The sequence below is a fragment of the Bradyrhizobium hereditatis genome (assembly GCF_020329435.1).
In the GTDB taxonomy this organism is placed as follows: Bacteria; Pseudomonadota; Alphaproteobacteria; order Rhizobiales; family Xanthobacteraceae; genus Bradyrhizobium; species Bradyrhizobium hereditatis.
Genome location: NZ_JAGKJK010000003.1, coordinates 197165 through 213304, shown reverse-complemented (window position 1 = coordinate 213304; position 16140 = coordinate 197165). Strand labels below are relative to the sequence as shown.

Below are 16140 nucleotides of genomic sequence, written 5' to 3'. Positions count from 1 at the left end.
CATGCGGAATCCGACTCAAGACGACGGCTGTAGCATCGCCCTTGATTCGAGATCGCGGAACATGACGTAGTTGCGCCAGATCCACTGATGCAACTCGCTGGACGAATCCTTCTCGTTGCGCAGATATCCTGTGAATGAAAAGCTCAGTCGGTCGACGTAGGTCTTTAGAAATACTGGTAGCGCCGAAAAGCGGAGTACACGCGCGCCATCCATGGCTTCAGGTAACTCGCCGCGCAGCATGAATTCATTGTGGACGGTGATTAGCGCTCCTGGCGGAATCCGCCACCTCAGCATCTCATAGCTGCGCGAGGAGATGCGGTCGGTGCCGGCCACGAACAGGACGACGGGGGCAACACGGCAGCGGAGCGCCTCCCTGATGAATCCGATCTCCTCGCACATCTTGAAGAATTCATCAAAGGCATGGAAGCCAAGATCGATTACCTTGGCCACCCGATCGTCCAGGATAAGCCGGTCCATCAGCTGCATCTTGCCGTATGTGTCGATCACATCCGCCGTCTCAGTGATGTTAGGGAGGTAATCGACCAGTGACGGCTCCTTCAGGTTGATGTCGAAGGAGAGCGCAGTGCCATTCTTCAGCAGCAAGAACTCGCTCATGAGGCGAGAGACGAGGGTCTTACCGACCTGCGGGCTAGGCGAGCAGATGATGTAAACGGGCGTAGCTAACATTGGCAGTAATATTAAGCGAACTTCATACGTGGCTCAGCCCGTTCGATCGCCGAACGATCGACTATTTTTCACCACCACGGGTCACTGACTTGGCGCCGGCCAAGTCGGTCAAGTTAATGCGATCATATTCGCGCCAGACATTCGCGAGCCAGTGCCGAACGTAGCCGCGCAGCACGAAGGAGTGGTTCGCGGCATCCTCGTTCCGACCTTTATTGGCTACAAAGTTGACGAACGGGACGGAAGCAACTTCGACCTGCTCATAGGCCATCTCGTTGAGCTTGGGGATCGTCAGCTCGGTCGCGTTCTTGATTCGGTGGAAATAGGAGTTGTAGGTCGACTCGTCCCACTGGAAGAATTGAGTGTCGTTGATGAAGTTCTTGACCAGAAAATACTTTGCACCAGTCATGAAACTGGACGTCTCGGCGATCTCGTCCAGGGAAGCGATGGATGATCCCAAGATGTGGAATACGGCAAAGGTGATCTGGCCGGACCGCGCGGCATCCAGAAAACCGATGTCGCGCAAGGATGCCAGCGCCGGGGACAGCAAGCCTGCGCGGGCGTCGATCACCGTGACGGATAGCCCTGAGTTCAGTGTGTCGAAGATCTTCATCTGATCCGCAGTCGTGGTCATGTCGACGATCTCGGTGATCTCGGGGTGGAATCGCTTCAACGTTCCTCGCGGCGACTCAGTATCGAATGCGCGTGTCTGCACGTTATTGGTATTGAAATAGTCCAGAAGCGTTCGGGATACGGTCGTCTTGCCGACCCCACCCTTGTCCGCACCCACCACAATCACAACCGGCTTTGTCATGGAATCCCCCTAAAGCACTCGCTACCGCCGACCGCGACGTGTGCAATCGGCAAATCTCTGCTTTGGATGCGAACATGGCAGAAACAAGGGATAGTGGAATCTTTGACGAGTCACCAACGTGATTGGTGGGGAATTTTTAATGCGAGCCATCAGTGACGTTGGAATACAGACGACTAGTTGCTGTGAACGGTGTTCCACGTCAGGTTTGTAAACTGCGATCGACTCCGTCGGAAAAAGTCGACTGCGGCGATGATCACCGCGACCATCATCAGCAGTACATCGCCGTTATATCGATGAGCATCAAACGGCTTGAATCTCACGTAGCGTCAGGTTGTAGGCTTGGAAGAACGATGACCAAGGCTAACCACGCAGGCCTCTATGGCTCATTTGAGAAATCAATTCGAGCGGTATGGCTTGCGGAGTCGACCGTCTCGCTTGCGGATGATGATCGATTATTCAGGTGCAGCTTGTGCCAGGATGGGAGGCGCTTTCGCCGGTTGTTGGAATGACACTGAAAGAGAGCAAAGTCGCGATGTGGCCTGGGGAGTGTCGGATGATTACGATGCTGAATGCTTGGTAATGTAAGCTGCAATTGCGCAGGTCGCATGCTGCCAGCCGCGATCAACTTATCAGAAGCTCGCGAACAGACGCGCTTCCACTGCAAAGGACAATCTTTGTCCGGCCGGGGTTCCGGCCCGGAGAAAGCGGCGCTGCGACGGTGTAGCCGCGCAGAGCACCCCTGGTGCGATCTCGTAATGACGTTGTGTACGTTCTGATGAAACTTAGTGAAGCGCTAAGCGAGATCGGTGAATTCTCGGCTGCAGTGCTGAAGCACGACAAGCAGCTGCGGATGGTGGACCACGCAACCTTTCTGCAAAAGGCCGCCGCGGATTTCCAATTTCGATTTGTGGCAGGCTTCGAAGAAGACATCCGCGCCGGGAAATCGTTGGGGTACGCTACGACATGCAACGCGGTGAGCCGGCAGGCCGGAGGTCAGGCAGGTATCCAAGCGTGCGAGTGCATAGCTGCATGTGTGTCGCGGCTTGATAAGGCTCTGATTAAGGAAGTCGGGCTCAGAGCCCTTTCGTTGTTCGCATCATCATTCGGTCGACACTCAAGAGTGGGGGAATGCCGTAGTGCAACGATCAGAATCGCCGAATGTTGTCACGATGAAAGCCGAGCGCTTCAGGAGTTGAACAGCCAAAGTCTAGGACTACTGGTGAACGGTTTCAGCAAGTGGCCAGAAGAGACGGCTCTCGCCAAGCCGCGATCGCACTCGCGGGTGAGGTGTTTCGCCGTGCAGACCGCCATGCCCGGCTCTCTGATTTACCCCGCGGGGACTGGCGAACCTGGTGAACGGTTTCAGCAAGTGGCCAAAAGAAGCTGTCTCTCGCAAAGCCATATTCGCGATTGCGGGTGAGGTCCTTCGCCGCGGCGACGACCAGCTGTCTCATATCAATCAGCAGGACTTGGCGAAGCTGGTGAACGGTTTCGGCAAGTGGCGAGAAGCGGCTGTCTGTCGCCAAGCCACAGTCGCAATCGCGGGTGAGGTCCTTCGCGCCGCCCGGCTCTCTGAGTTTACCCAGCAGGGACTGGCGAACCTGGTGAACGGTTTCATTACATGGCCGGAAGAGGTGGTGTGCCACCGTGCGATGGCGGATATCGCCAGAGAGCTACAAGGCCAGATTTCCAATCACGATTCCCACAAAGAGTCGCAGCAAGTGAGCAGAGATACGCTGGATCAAGCGAACGCCGAGGAGTTCGAGCAGCGCCTGCGAAAGATCAGCAAGAGGTTGCACACCGCCAAGGACATCCGCCACTGGGGAGCCGAAAGGGTATTGCACGTAGCGCAAGCACACCCTGCCGGCTGCGAGCTGCCGAGCTCAGAATGCCCGAGACCACCACGTCGCCTACTGCATGCTGAGATGACAAGCGCCCCGGTCGTGAAGTCGCTATAAGGAACATGATCCTCGAGCAGGCATTCGAGCTCGTCACAGGACCAACGGTCTTCGTTTGACGCACGTGTTGTCGTGTTCGGCCGTGTCCGGTTGAAGACGTCAATTTTCCAGAGCCCGACACTGAGCAGGTAGTAGTCCGTCGGCAAAGCACATCGTTTTCCTATTCGAGCGGCTCGCACCGAAGGTCTTGTGGCACGCCGATTGCTCCGCGCCGGTAAAGAATCCGCTACGACAATGGCGATATCGTAGCACCGGCCCGGGAGTTTAGATGAGACTTGCTCAGTTGATCCAAATCAATGCCATAAATGCTGCATTTTTGAGTGCGGTCACGACAATTGAACCAACGTCCTTCGTGGTGCCGCTGTCATTCGGCCAGCAGCGGCATTGTCCCTCAATCGTGTCTGATCGTCGGCAGAGAGGCACATCCAGGTGGGGCTTCGGTTTCGCGGCGCGCTGGCGAGCCTGCCTTTCAGTCGGCCTTGTCCGGAATAGTCGCGTATGAGGCGCTGCGCGCTACCTTCGCAGGGCGCGGCAAGCCGTTCCAGCAGATCGGGCGGGTCGAGTGAGACGGAGAGCTCCGATCGGCGCGCAAGATTTTTCAACGAAGAGAACGGAGTACATGGTGCCCAGCCAACTGTCACAGCGTGATGCTGCGCCGTGGCCAGAAAATTTGAAGCGGGTTTATGACCGTCGTGCACCGGGAGAAAGCGGATGAAGTTTGGACTGTTTTATGAACACCAGTTGCCGCAGCCTTGGGAGGACGGCAGCGAGCGAAAATTGTTCAGTGATGCGCTGGAGCAGATCGAACTGGCCGATCGGCTCGGATTCGATTACATGTGGGAGGTTGAGCATCATTTCCTCGAGGAATACTCCCACTCATCCGCACCGGAAGTATTTCTGGGGGCCGTCTCCCAGCGTACAAAGACTATTCGCATTGGTCACGGCATTTGCCTCTCCTCCCCGAATACAACCATCCGGCGCGGGTGGCGGAGCGCCTGGCGACGCTCGATCTGATCTCTGGGGGGCGCGCTGAGTGGGGGACCGGAGAATCCGCATCGCTGATCGAGATGCATGGCTTTGGGATAGAGCCCGAGCAGAAAAATGCCATGTGGCGGGAAGGGGGCGAGCAGACCGCCAATATGATGACGATGCGGCCATATCCCGGGTACGATGGGCAATTCTTCACAATGCCGACCCGTAACATCGTGCCAAAGCCGGTCCAGAAGCCGCACCCACCGATCTGGATGGCGTGTTCCCGGCGCGAAAGTATTTTGCGTGCCGCGCGTCACGGGGTAGGGGCGCTGGTTTTTGGATTTGTGGAGGCGTCGCAAGCGAAAGTTTGGCGTGACGAATATTATCAAATAATCAAGTCCGATGAGTGCGTGCCCATTGGGCATTCGGTAAACGCCAACATCGCCGCTCTCAACGGTATGATGGTTCATGAGAACGCCGAAGAAGCTATGCGCCGAGGACTCGATGGTTTCAAGTTCTTCGGCTATTCGATCGCGCATTATGCGGTATATGGCGAACACCGTCCTGGGCGCACGAATTTGTGGCGGCGCTTCCAATCGATCAAGGACGAGATGAAGGAGACGCCAGGCTCAGGCAGCATCGGACAGCCCAGGAGCGTTCGCGAGCATCTCATGGGGTATGCTGATGTCGGTATCGACCAGATGATCTTTATCCAGCAGTGCGGCACGAATAAGCACGAGCATATTTGTGAGGCACTCGAGCTGTTCGCCAAAGAGGTCATGCCTGCTCTGAAAGAACGGGAAGACGAGCGCGTCCGACGTAAAGAAGAGGAGCTGGCTCCCTACGTAGAGGCGGCACTTGCCCGCAAGCCATCGATGCCCGAGCTGAGCGAGTCGGACATCCCGAATGTCGAGGCGATAGGCATCGTGCTCGAGCGTTGTACAGGTAAGGACTACGCCGCGGCGGGTGGCACGTTCGCGGACCCGACCCGCGGAGGCGCCATTCCGATGGCCTCACGCGAGTCCTTCGCTAAGTCGACCAATGTCGACTGATAGCACCACGATGGGATCTGCCCGAATGCGCGGGTGGGTTAGTGGCCGGCAGCCACTGAGGAAATCGGCCACGCCTCGCTCACAGTCCGAAGAAGCCTGTGTGCTGGCCCGCACCACGCCGTTTTGGTGAGGCATGATTGCCGCGGAACTGCGATCAAGATCAGCACGCGCGAAGCGCGATCACCCCATGATCGTGGCGGTTCTCACGTTTAGCCGCCGATAGACTTGGATCAGATTTCCCGATCGGTAAATTGGATCGTGTCGCAGGCGGTTCTGAGCAGATATTTTCCCGCTCGGGAAAATTTCGCTGTGTGGAACCCCATTTAAGCGTTAGTTTTCCCGATCGGTAAATTCAGGCTTGCTGGAATGCCCTTTCGGGGCTAATATTCCCGCTCGGGAAAATGACATGACCATCACGACCACCTCAGAACTCGGCGAGACGATCCGGAACCGGCGGACCTCCTTAGGTCTTCGGCAGCAGGACCTCGCCTTGGCAGCGAACGTCGGCGTCCGGTTTATCGTCGACATCGAGAATGGCAAGGAGACAAGCCAGGTCGGTCTGGTCCTCCGCCTGCTGCACGCGCTCGGCATCCGGTTGGCGGCGGAAATGAGCCCTGTGCCGGCGGCTCGGTCGGCCAGCGAGGAATCCGAAACCTTCGACCCTGATAACTTCACGCCGTCATGACGAGCAAGCCGAAAGCGGGCGGCGCCGGCGAGACCCTGGAAGTCCGGTGCGGCGACAAGCTCGTCGGGCTGCTGCGCCGGCGCTCGGAGCAAATTCAGGACATCGAGTTCGTCTACGATGAAGCGTGGGTGAAGGATCCTCAGGCGTTCGCCGTCTCGATCCGCATGCCGCTCGCTCAGCGCGTTCACGAGCCGGACGTCGTGTACCGATGGTTTTTGAACCTACTGCCAGAAGGCCGGACGCTGAGGACGGTGGGCACCATCCTCAAGATTCCGGAGGCGAACGTGTTCGCGCTCCTTGAGGAGTTGGGAGAGGATCTTCCGGGCGCACTCGAAGTCTACCGGCCCGCCGACCAGCGACCGAAGCGGACGCCGCGTTATAAGCGGCTCACCGAAGCGGAACTCGCCGCCGCCATTCGGCGCCTTCCGGAGAAGCCGCTTCTCGTCGGCGAGGAGGGCATCCACATGTCTTTGGCCGGCGCGCAGGACAAGCTTCCTGTAGTCCAGTATCCGGACGGCGGCGTCGGCCTCGCGCTCGATGGCGCGCCGACGACGCATATCCTCAAGCCGGCCAACAAGCACTTCAGCAACGCCGTCGAGAACGAGGCCTTCTGTCTTCGCTTGGCGGCCAAGGTCAAGCTGCCCGTCGCCGAATGTACGATCGGAAAGGCGGAGGATCTCGACTACCTGCTGGTGAAGCGCTACGACCGCGAGCCTCACGGGCGAAGCCTCCGCAGAATCCATCAGGAGGATTTCTGCCAGGCCACGGGGCACATCCCGTCGACCAAATACGAATCCAATCCGGCGACCAAGCTGCGTGGACCAACCCTGAAAGACTGCTTTGACGTTCTGCGGAACACGCAGGCAGGCGCCTTCAACGCCGCCCGTTTCGTCGATTTCTTTGTCTTCAACGTTCTCTGCGGAAACGTCGATGCGCATTCGAAGAACTATTCGCTGCTGCTGCAGCCGAGCGGCGGCGTCTCCATGGCGCCGCTCTACGACGTCATGAACGGCGACATCTATCCGGACGTCACGCGAAACCTGGCGATGAAGATCGCCGGCAAGAACCGCGGTCACTACATCTACGCCCGACATTGGGATCGGATGGCGGAGGAAAACCAGCTTTCCGGCGCGCAGGTGAGGCGCCGCGTCGGCGAATTGTCTCAGGCTGTCCTCGATGCACTGCCGTCTGTCGTCGAAGAGTTGAACGCGCTGAAGAAGTCTCCGGTCTACCAGCAAATCTCGGACTACGTCGCCGGCTATTGCCGCGACATGCTGCGGAATCTGAAAAGCGATGTCGAGGACGAGCCCGAAAAGGACCCTGATCCCGAGGCCACCACGCGTCCCCCAGGATTCTCTTGAACATTTTTGCAGAAATGCGTCGCGGGGGTGAGGTTAAGCTTACTCTTCGACGTTGATTGCACATAGGTCGCGCGCCGCAGGTCAGGAAGGGCTAATGTGCACGCTCATCTCATGCTGAGCGGCGCCTGAGTTTTCAATTATTCATCTGAAGATATTAGCCGGCAGCACGAGGGGCACGCCACGATCCTGGTCGTAAAGCAATATCTCGAGATCTTCCACACGAGCGGATCGGATTGGGTCGCACGCATTAAGCGTCTGACTGCTCTCGCGCCAGATCTCGACACCTTCAGTCAGCGTTTGGATGTCCGCCAAGCTGAAGAGTAGCCATCATGGACGACGGTCGAACGATTCTGGAGGCGCTAGAACATCCGCAAGCGGAAGAGCCGGAGGAACCCGAGCTGGTCGAAGCCACTTCGAGCACGGCCGGTGACCCCGTTGTCGCCGCAACGGCAGGCTCGCCGAACGAAGCGCGCGCCGCGACGTAACCGAGGGCCTAGGAACGCGCCTAAAATTCGATCTTTTGGCCCTACGAGGGGCGGTGCGCGTCGACGATCCGCCTGGCGCTGCCGAATCGAGGGCACGTCGTCGCTCCGGAGAGCCTATGGAGGGCGAGCTGCCCGCCGGGCAGTTTCACCGCCACTAGTCCACCTTGGCGCCGGCGAATTTTACAACCTTGTCCCATTTCTCGGTTTCGTCTGCCACCAGCTTGCCGAAATCGCTGGGCGAGCCCGGCAGCAGGATCGCACCGATCTCGGCAAATCGCACCTTTGCCTTGGGGGCGGCGAGGATTTCGTTCACCGCCTTGTTCAGCGTGTTGACGATTTCCGCCGGGGTGCCCTTTGGTGCGGCGAGGCCATACCAGGCGCTGGCCTCGTAGCCCGGCAAGTAGTCGGCGACCAGCGGCAGATCGGGCAACACGTCCGAACGCGTCGTGCTGGTGACCGCGAGCCCGCGCAGCTTGCCGGATTTGACACGCTCGGCGCAGGTCGGCAGGTTGTCGAACATCACATGCATCTGGCCGGACAGCATATCGGTCAGCGCCGGCGCACCGCCGCGGTATGGCACATGCTGCATGTTGGTGCCGGTCAGCATCTTGAACAGTTCGCCCGACATGTGGATGGTCGAGCCGTTGCCTGATGAGGCCATGTTGAGCTTGCCCGGATTGGCCTTGGCATAGGCGATTAGTTCGGGGATCGACTTGATCGGCAACGACGGATGCACCACCACGACATTGGGAAAGCGGATGATGCCCGCGGTCGGCTCCATCTCGCGCAGGAAATCGAAGGGCAGCTTGTCATAGAGCGTGGCATTGATGACGTTCGCCGGCGCGACCAGCAGCAGCGTATAGCCATCAGGCATGGCGCGCAGCACCTGCCCGGTCGCGATGTTGGTGCCGCCGCCCGGACGGTTTTCAATGACGAAGGATTGTCCGAGCCTTTCCGACAACCACTGCCTCATCAGGCGCGACGTGAGATCAGCCGACCCGCGGGCGTGTAGCCGATCACGAGGCGAACGGGGCGCGAGGGATAGGCCTGCGCGCTGGCGATGCTTGATGCGGCCGGAAGTGCAGACGCAGCGGCCATGAGCTGTAGGAATTGGCGACGGCGATATTGCATCATGCTTCCTCCACTGCGCCGGCGGCTCCTGCGGCCGCTCGGCGTTAGTATCCTAGAGCATGATCGAGAAAAACGGATACCGGTTTTCGCCGGGAGAAGCGCGAAACGTTGCCGCGGTGACGTGGCCTAACAGGCCTCTGACCCGGGACGCTAGGCGTTCACCGCGTGCTCACTGAGGAAAGCCTGATATGCGAGCCTGATGCCATCTTCGAGCTTGGTGCTGGCCCGCCAGCCGAGCTTGGCCAGCCGGCTGACGTCGAGCAGCTTGCGCGGCGTGCCATCCGGGCGCGAGGTGTCAAAACTGATCTCGCCGGTGTAGCCGACGGTTGCCGCCACGACACGGGCGAATTCGGCGATCGTGATGTCCTCGCCGGTGCCGATATTGACCAGTTCGCCATCCGAATAGGTCTTCATCAAATGGATGCAGGCATCCGCGAGATCGTCGACATAGAGGAATTCGCGCCGCGGCGTGCCGGTGCCCCACACCACGACCTCGCTGGCGCCGGATTGCTTCGCCTCATGGAAGCGGCGGATCAGCGCGGCGACGACGTGGCTGTATTCGGGATGATAATTGTCGCCGCGGCCGTAGAGATTGGTCGGCATCACATTGATGAAGTCGGCGCCATACTGGCTGCGATAGGCCTCCACCATCTTGATCCCGGCGATCTTCGCAATCGCATAAGGCTCGTTGGTCGGCTCCAGCGGCCCCGTCAGCATCGACTCCTCGCGCAGCGGCTGCGGCGCTAGCTTGGGATAGATGCAGGACGAACCGAGGAACATCAGCTTCTCGGCGCCATGGACATACGCCGCGTGGATCACGTTCGTCGCGATCGCCAGATTGTCGTACAGGAATTCGGCGCGCAGCATGTTGTTGGCGGCGATGCCGCCGACCTTGGCGGCGGCCAGAAATACCACCTGCGGACGCGTGGCGGCGAACCAGTGGTCGACGGCGGCCTGATCGCGCAGATCGACCTCGTTGCGGGTCGTTGTCAGCAGTTCGACGTCTTCCCGCGCTAGCCGGCGCACCAGCGCGGAACCGACCATGCCGCGATGGCCGGCGACGTAGACCGTCTTGCCTTTCAGCTCAAACGGTATGCTTGCCACCCGCCGCCTCCCGCCGCGCGTCTGCGAGGTCGCTCGCGACCATCTCCTTGACCATCTGGGCAAAGGAGGTCTTGGGCTTCCAGCCCAACTTCTCCCGCGCCTTGCTGGCGTCGCCGATCAGAAGGTCGACCTCCGTGGGCCGGAAATACTCCGGATCGATCCTGATCACGGTCTTGCCGGACTTCTTGTCGACGCCGGTCTCGTCGACGCCCTTGCCGCGCCATTCGATGCTGCGGCCGACTTCGGCAAAGGCGACTTCGATCAGCTCGCGCACGGAGCGCGTCTCGCCGGTGGCGAGCACGAAATCGTCGGGCTTGTCGGCCTGCAGGATCATGTGCATGCCCTCGACATAATCCCGCGCATGGCCCCAGTCGCGCTTGGCCTCGAGATTGCCGAGATAGATCGCCTCGTCGAGGCCGACCTCGATGCGGGCGACGCCGCGGGTGATTTTGCGGGTGACGAACGTCTCGCCGCGGATCGGGCTCTCATGGTTGAACAGGATGCCGTTCGAGGCAAACATGCCGTAGGCCTCGCGGTAATTGACCGTGATCCAATAGCCGTAAAGCTTCGCGACGCCGTACGGCGAGCGCGGATAGAACGGCGTGGTCTCCTTCTGCGGCACTTCCTGCACCAGACCATAGAGTTCCGAGGTCGAGGCCTGATAGAACCGCGTCTCCTTCTCCATGCCGAGGATCCGAATCGCTTCGAGCAGCCGAAGCACGCCGATCGCGTCGGCGTTGGCGGTATATTCCGGGCTTTCGAAGCTGACGCCGACATGGCTCTGGGCGGCGAGGTTATAAATCTCGGTCGGCCTGATCTGCTGCATCAGCCGGATCAGGTTGGTCGAGTCGGTCATGTCGCCGTAGTGCAGCAGGAACGGCACGTTGTTGGAATGCGGGTCCTGGTAGAGGTGGTCGATCCGCGCGGTGTTGAACGAGGACGACCGCCGCTTGACGCCGTGGACGGTATAGCCGAGCCCGAGCAGATATTCGGCAAGGTAGGCGCCGTCCTGGCCGGTGACGCCGGTGATCAGCGCCACGCGCCGCTTTGAGTCCAGGGCCATCATTCTCTCTCCGGTTACGCGCAAGGGAGGGCCGTCATTTGCGAAGTCTAACTGAAAGTCGATTCAAATCGGGCGGTAGGCCGCAGAATCAGCATCGACCGGGCAATTAATGCTGGAGCCCGCCTTTTGCCTTGTGCTGTGGTGCGATTGTGACGAGCTACTTTGATTTCGGCAGCAATGACATGGTACTGCGCGCCTGTTGAAGAGCCCGCGATACGCTGGCGACCACATTCTAAAAAGGCACGAGTTGATCGAGAGGCGCACATAATCCATCCGATTATCGTCACGCCGGCAAGTGCACTATGTATACATTGATATACATTGCGCAGGAGGGGCGTGCGTGTAATCGAGAATTCAAAGACAAAGTTCAACGGACCTCCGCGAGGCCCTGTAAGTAGGCCAGCTGCCGAGCGCTCCAAAAGTTCTCGACAGGACTGCTGCTAGGCTTCGGCAGGCCTTCTCTAAGAGACTGCATATTTCCATGGAACCCACATCTTCCTTAACAGTACATCAGCAGATTGTTTCTCTTCTTCAAAAGCCGGATCCCGTTATCTTGGATATCGGCTGCAACGACGGAACCGATACGCGAAAGTTTGTCGAGCTCTGCCCTCAGGCTCAGCTCTACTGCTTTGAGCCAGATCCCCGCGCGGCTGCTCGCTTCAAGAAAAACATGGATCGGTACCTCGACAAGGTGAAGCTATTTGAGATCGCGATCAGTGACCGAAATGGCAGGATCGATTTCCATCCAAGCAATGGAAATGGAGATGCCAAGGACTGGGATCTCTCTGGCTCAATACGCCGACCCAAGAATCACCTCCTGGAATATGACTGGGTTCGGTTTGATCATCCCATCTCAGTTGAAACTCGACGGTTGGACGACTGGTGCAATGAGGCGAACTTAAAACGCATCGATTTCATTTGGATGGACGTGCAGGGAGCCGAGTCCGATGTGATCGCTGGCGGCAGACATAGCTTGAGCAACACGCGCTTTATCTATACGGAATACAGCGACCAGGAGCTCTATGAAGGGCAGCAGTCCCTGCAAGCCATTCTTGACTTGTTACCATCGTTCGAAGTCGTGAAGCAGTATCCCCATGGAGTCGAGGGTGATGTCTTGCTTAGGAACACGAGCCTGTAGAAGGAGCTGTGAGTGCGTGTACAAGGCCGCCGAAGAGATAGTCGGCCTCGGCCAATATGGGCGGACGCTGACCGTACTTACCTGCAGTGCGGTCGGCGAGCAGGGTCACGACGAATAGGATGAACAGACCTGATAGTGAATCCCTCCATCGCACTTATTTTCCTGAGATGATTTCTTAAAACCATCTTTGAAACGCTAGCGCAAACTAGGTTGACTGGCACGAGGCATGAACATCAATGCCAGGTAAGAGTGGCTAACCGAATTTCGTGTTGAGGTCTCCGTCCCTCTGGAAAATGGCTATCGTTGTGCGCCACGGCTTCATTTTCGTGTTCCTAGGTGATACGGCCATGCCGAGGAACACCATCTTCGCTGATTGAGCTGTACGATATCTCGTCGCGACCCAACACGCCTGCCGATCTTGACGGTGCGAACGGTTGTGATTTGTCTACCATCAGTCTGATGTCGCGAGCAGCCGTTGCACCCATTCGGCTCGATGATGAGCCGGAACAACGGCCATCCGTCGGATAGGTGGCGACGGCGCAAATGGTGATTGAGCCGGTCACATTGAAACTGTTGTCCTGCACGATGACGAGCGGGCGCGGCTTGCCTGCATAATTCTTGCCGCAAGCGACGGTCCAGATCTCGCCGCGTCTCGTCCGTCCAGGTCGGACAGTCGTCGATGAAAGCCTGCTCCTTGCGGGCTTGGCTGCTGGCTGCAACAGCAAGTGACTGACGATGGGCCTGCTTGCGGAAGAATGGAGACCGCACATCGGGTACCAATCCCGGAAGACCGCAAGCCCAACAAAAACAGCTTGAATCTCACGTTGCGTCAGGTTGTAGGCTTTTGTTGACCAAAGCCCATCATTAGCAACTCAAATTTGAGTGCCACGCAACGTTAGCATTGAGAGATTCGTGTGTTCGCGAGCATCCTCGTGACGCTTTCAGTCAGTGTGGGCTTTGAGAGGCTGAGTCACTTCGCGTGATAGCAGGTTGAAACTGATCGGAGTCAAGGATCGAAGATCTACAAATCCAAGAGGGCTCGTAAGAGGGCTCGTAGTAGTGCGACGTGGAAGGTAAATCAGGTCCGTGCAAGCGGTTGGGGCGGCCGGCCTCCCCGTAAGGCAGAGTCCCCCATGTGGGTGAGGCGTGCGCCGCACTGGCTGAGGCGCGTGGCACGGTTTTCTTAGGCGCGCATGCATAGACGATCTTTGTAGCACGTGGCGAGAGCGCGCCGAATTCTTAGGAAGCGCGGTACCACTGCGAAGGAGCTGTCCTCTGTGATGTCTTGCGCTATCTCCTCCTTTCGTGGGGAACGTTGGGAAACCTCAGTCTACTGCTCACCGCGCCCCCGGCTGTTGCGCCGGCCGCATGGTCAACATGTTCGTGTAATTGCGGACCCCGCCATGCGCGTAGAAGTCGACGCCACCGATTTCCAGTTCGTGTCGCGGCGAAGCACCCAATCGGTGAGCCTGCGGATCTGGCAAATGTCGCGAACCTTCGAGATCGTATGCGCAAGGTCGTCTTTGAGCCTTGCTCTGCTTACCGCAGCCCCAGAAGTAGATCCTGGAGGTCGACGGAAGCTGTCTCGCGCCAAGTTTCGTGAGCCCGCATGATGTGACCCTCGTGGCAACACAGGCGTGGAAGCGGAGCGGCGTTGGCCGGACCTTCGACGGCGACCACAACCTCGATAACAGGCGAGCCAACATTCAGAAGGAAGCATTTCTTGACTCAGGCCGAAAAAGACGTGGTCGAGCACATGCTCGCATCATTAGCGATGAGCTCGCTGCAAAGTGGCATTGCACCCACCAACGAACAGGTTGCGCACCATTTTGAGCTATCATGCGAGAGGGTTGGACTTGTCGTCACACTTGAATCTGCGACCCGGATCTTCAATTGCCTCGCACGTGAGATCCACAAGGCGCAGTCGGTGCTCGAGTTCATCGGTCGCGGCACGGATCAAATGCAGTGAGCGAACGGAATGGAGCTCGTTGCACGTGCGCGCAGCACAAAGTCGCCCTCGTGGGTTCGACATCATAATGGAGACTACATAATTCTGCTCGAGGTCCACAAGCAGAGTACCAACGCGCCCCCGATCTCTGCCTCACCAAGCCGTACCCGTCCACTCGGAGCACTCTGCGACAGCCCCGACAATGGTGATGCAATTCGGCCAGCCAGGTGTGGCGCGCCGGCTGTCGATCTCGAAAGCGGGTCGCGTCAGCGCAGAGCTCGTCCGATGCACGCTCGATCGGTCCGATCCTGCCGTCGAAATATCGAGCGTCGCAGAGCATGACCTCGTCTCGGACGCTGCGAGCCTTGAGTGGTCTGCGGTCTCAGGTTAGCTATCGTAAAGCAAGTGCAGATTTGCAGCTTCACACTTTTCCAGAACAAAGGTTCGCCCAATCTATGAAAACGCTCACGACGTTAGGGGCTGCTATCGGCGCAGCTTTGGCACACGACATCAGCTTTTCTGGCGGATCAATATATGACCCGTTTCCCCTCCCATTTCCGGCTGAAGACGACATGTTGGGGAACGTCTCGCTTCGTCGTCGGCGTGAGTTCGCCTGGGGACGGCATCACGCTCATGAGGCACTGCGTAAATTGGGTTTCGCTCCTGTTCCGATTTTGTCGAGAGTAGATCGGGCTCCGCTTTGGCCTTCGGGAGTCGTCGGGAGCATTTCACACTCTTCATCTGATTGCGGAGCTGTTGCCGGAATTTCCAAGAATGTGCTCGCTCTGGGATTGGACATTGAAGATCAAGAACCGCTCGAACCGGACCTTTTGCCGTTCGTATGCACCTACGAGGAAATCGAGCGCAAGGAGTGGTCCAGCAGTCGCTTCGGCCCGAAATTGTTGTTCGCAATAAAGGAAGCCGTATACAAATCATATGCGCCGGCAACTGGTGAATTCTTGGATTTTCAAGATGTCAGTGTCAGAACGAATGACCAGTGCGGGGTCTTCGAGGCCGAGATTGTCAACCCAGAAAAGCCTACTAGTTTTGGCAGTCGAACCATAAAAGGAATCTATCGCCCATTTGTCGGAGGAATTCTAGCACTAGCCGTGCGATTTCGAGGCGCGTGATGCATCTCGTCTCCTAAATGCGGGAAGGCCACAGGGGACCTCATCGAGTGTGCCGTGCAATTGAAGAATGGTCTTCTGTTCTAGGAAGCAAGTGAGGCCGGGCGTTGATTCCGATAAGAAGCTTGATATGTGTGAGTCCGTAGCGCCCGGTTCCCCTGATCCGACTAGACAAGGTCCTCCAACGAGCCCTTTCTGGTCGAATGCGACCTGAGATGCCGGTCACTCATGTGGGTTCTCAATCAGGAAACCAAGTATCGCCTGGCAGGTCACAACTAGCTGCCGTTATCCGGGTTTCGCGCGATGATGCCCACGGTCGCAATAGCGATGGCCATTGGGGCCAACATCGAACCCCTATGTAACTGCGGGATGCGCAACATCGATCTCGTGGGAGCGACGCGGGCTCGAAGCGGGCAATCGGCCGTCAGCATTGTGCTGCTTGAACGTATCGGCGCGAGATTAGGTACTGACCTTTCGACGCTTTTGCGTGAGGTTGAGCAAACGACGGGCGAGGCTCAACTCATCCAAGGCCTCTGATCAAATGGAGCTCGTCCGCTCAGGTAGCAGGTACGGCACACCTATCGCTTGCTGTCGTACCGAAAGGGAGAACGGAAGCTT

General features: G+C 58.2%; 14 protein-coding genes and 2 pseudogenes. 9 read left to right on the top strand and 7 right to left on the bottom strand.

The window, feature by feature from the left end:
- Nucleotides 1-15: 15 nt before the first annotated feature.
- Together J6524_RS09040 and J6524_RS09035 are read right to left on the bottom strand one after the other, a co-directional pair.
- Entirely contained in the window at nucleotides 16-687 is a 672-nt protein-coding gene (locus J6524_RS09040) for a hypothetical protein (protein ID WP_225670022.1), read from the bottom strand.
- 61 nt (nucleotides 688-748) lie between these two features.
- Nucleotides 749-1498 carry a P-loop NTPase family protein gene (locus J6524_RS09035; RefSeq protein ID WP_028351144.1) on the bottom strand — a complete coding sequence of 250 codons (750 nt, stop codon included), beginning with the start codon at nucleotides 1496-1498 and terminating at the stop codon, nucleotides 749-751.
- A 1352-nt stretch (nucleotides 1499-2850) separates the two neighbouring features.
- Between J6524_RS09035 and J6524_RS09030 the strand changes: the two genes are divergently transcribed.
- The 6 genes from J6524_RS09030 to J6524_RS09010 all read left to right on the top strand — a co-directional run bounded on the left by J6524_RS09030 (nucleotide 2851) and on the right by J6524_RS09010 (nucleotide 8011).
- Complete coding sequence (locus J6524_RS09030) at nucleotides 2851-3456, top strand: hypothetical protein (protein WP_225670021.1); 606 nt, start codon at nucleotides 2851-2853, stop codon at nucleotides 3454-3456.
- 711 nt (nucleotides 3457-4167) lie between these two features.
- Nucleotides 4168-4470: an LLM class flavin-dependent oxidoreductase gene (locus J6524_RS37300; RefSeq protein ID WP_283843280.1), complete on the top strand. Its 303-nt coding sequence runs from the start codon at nucleotides 4168-4170 to the stop codon at nucleotides 4468-4470.
- Nucleotides 4440-5480, top strand: a complete 1041-nt coding sequence (locus J6524_RS09025; RefSeq protein ID WP_312002363.1) for an LLM class flavin-dependent oxidoreductase — start codon at nucleotides 4440-4442, stop codon at nucleotides 5478-5480. The genes J6524_RS37300 and J6524_RS09025 overlap by 31 nt, the downstream gene beginning before the upstream one ends.
- Before the next feature lie 406 nt (nucleotides 5481-5886).
- Nucleotides 5887-6165 carry a helix-turn-helix transcriptional regulator gene (locus J6524_RS09020; protein ID WP_035728200.1) on the top strand — a complete coding sequence of 93 codons (279 nt, stop codon included), beginning with the start codon at nucleotides 5887-5889 and terminating at the stop codon, nucleotides 6163-6165.
- Nucleotides 6162-7526, top strand: coding sequence for a type II toxin-antitoxin system HipA family toxin (locus tag J6524_RS09015; RefSeq protein WP_225670020.1), 1365 nt, complete (start codon nucleotides 6162-6164; stop codon nucleotides 7524-7526). Before J6524_RS09020 ends, J6524_RS09015 begins: the two co-directional genes overlap by 4 nt.
- Nucleotides 7527-7855: 329 nt before the next feature.
- Complete coding sequence (locus tag J6524_RS09010) at nucleotides 7856-8011, top strand: hypothetical protein (protein WP_225670019.1); 156 nt, start codon at nucleotides 7856-7858, stop codon at nucleotides 8009-8011.
- Nucleotides 8012-8165: 154 nt separating this feature from the next.
- Here the strand turns inward: J6524_RS09010 and J6524_RS09005 are convergent.
- From J6524_RS09005 to gmd, 3 genes and pseudogenes are all read right to left on the bottom strand, one after another.
- Nucleotides 8166-9145, bottom strand: a pseudogene (locus J6524_RS09005) (tripartite tricarboxylate transporter substrate binding protein).
- 147 nt (nucleotides 9146-9292) lie between these two features.
- Nucleotides 9293-10246 carry a GDP-L-fucose synthase gene (gene fcl / locus J6524_RS09000; protein WP_312002360.1) on the bottom strand — a complete coding sequence of 318 codons (954 nt, stop codon included), beginning with the start codon at nucleotides 10244-10246 and terminating at the stop codon, nucleotides 9293-9295.
- Nucleotides 10227-11312, bottom strand: a complete 1086-nt coding sequence (gmd, locus tag J6524_RS08995) for a GDP-mannose 4,6-dehydratase (RefSeq protein ID WP_225670018.1) — start codon at nucleotides 11310-11312, stop codon at nucleotides 10227-10229. The genes fcl and gmd overlap by 20 nt, the downstream gene beginning before the upstream one ends.
- 478 nt (nucleotides 11313-11790) lie before the next feature.
- Between gmd and J6524_RS08990 the strand changes: the two genes are divergently transcribed.
- Nucleotides 11791-12447 (top strand): FkbM family methyltransferase, encoded by a 657-nt coding sequence (locus tag J6524_RS08990; RefSeq protein ID WP_225670017.1) that lies wholly within the window; start codon nucleotides 11791-11793, stop codon nucleotides 12445-12447.
- A 332-nt stretch (nucleotides 12448-12779) separates the two neighbouring features.
- On the opposite strand, the gene J6524_RS37875 is transcribed toward J6524_RS08990, so the two are convergent.
- On the bottom strand, nucleotides 12780-13166 hold the full coding sequence (locus J6524_RS37875) for a type II toxin-antitoxin system PemK/MazF family toxin (protein ID WP_376712006.1): 387 nt from the start codon (nucleotides 13164-13166) through the stop codon (nucleotides 12780-12782).
- Nucleotides 13129-13215 (bottom strand): annotated as a pseudogene (locus J6524_RS37870) (antitoxin MazE family protein); the annotation flags it as partial. The gene J6524_RS37875 and the pseudogene J6524_RS37870, both read right to left, overlap by 38 nt.
- 955 nt (nucleotides 13216-14170) lie before the next feature.
- Here J6524_RS37870 and J6524_RS08975 point away from each other — a divergent pair.
- A complete protein-coding gene (locus J6524_RS08975) occupies nucleotides 14171-14416 on the top strand; it encodes a hypothetical protein (protein ID WP_225670016.1) in 246 nt (81 codons plus the stop codon).
- Nucleotides 14417-14850: 434 nt separating this feature from the next.
- Complete coding sequence (locus J6524_RS08970; RefSeq protein WP_225670015.1) at nucleotides 14851-15525, top strand: 4'-phosphopantetheinyl transferase family protein; 675 nt, start codon at nucleotides 14851-14853, stop codon at nucleotides 15523-15525.
- Nucleotides 15526-16140: the final 615 nt, after the last annotated feature.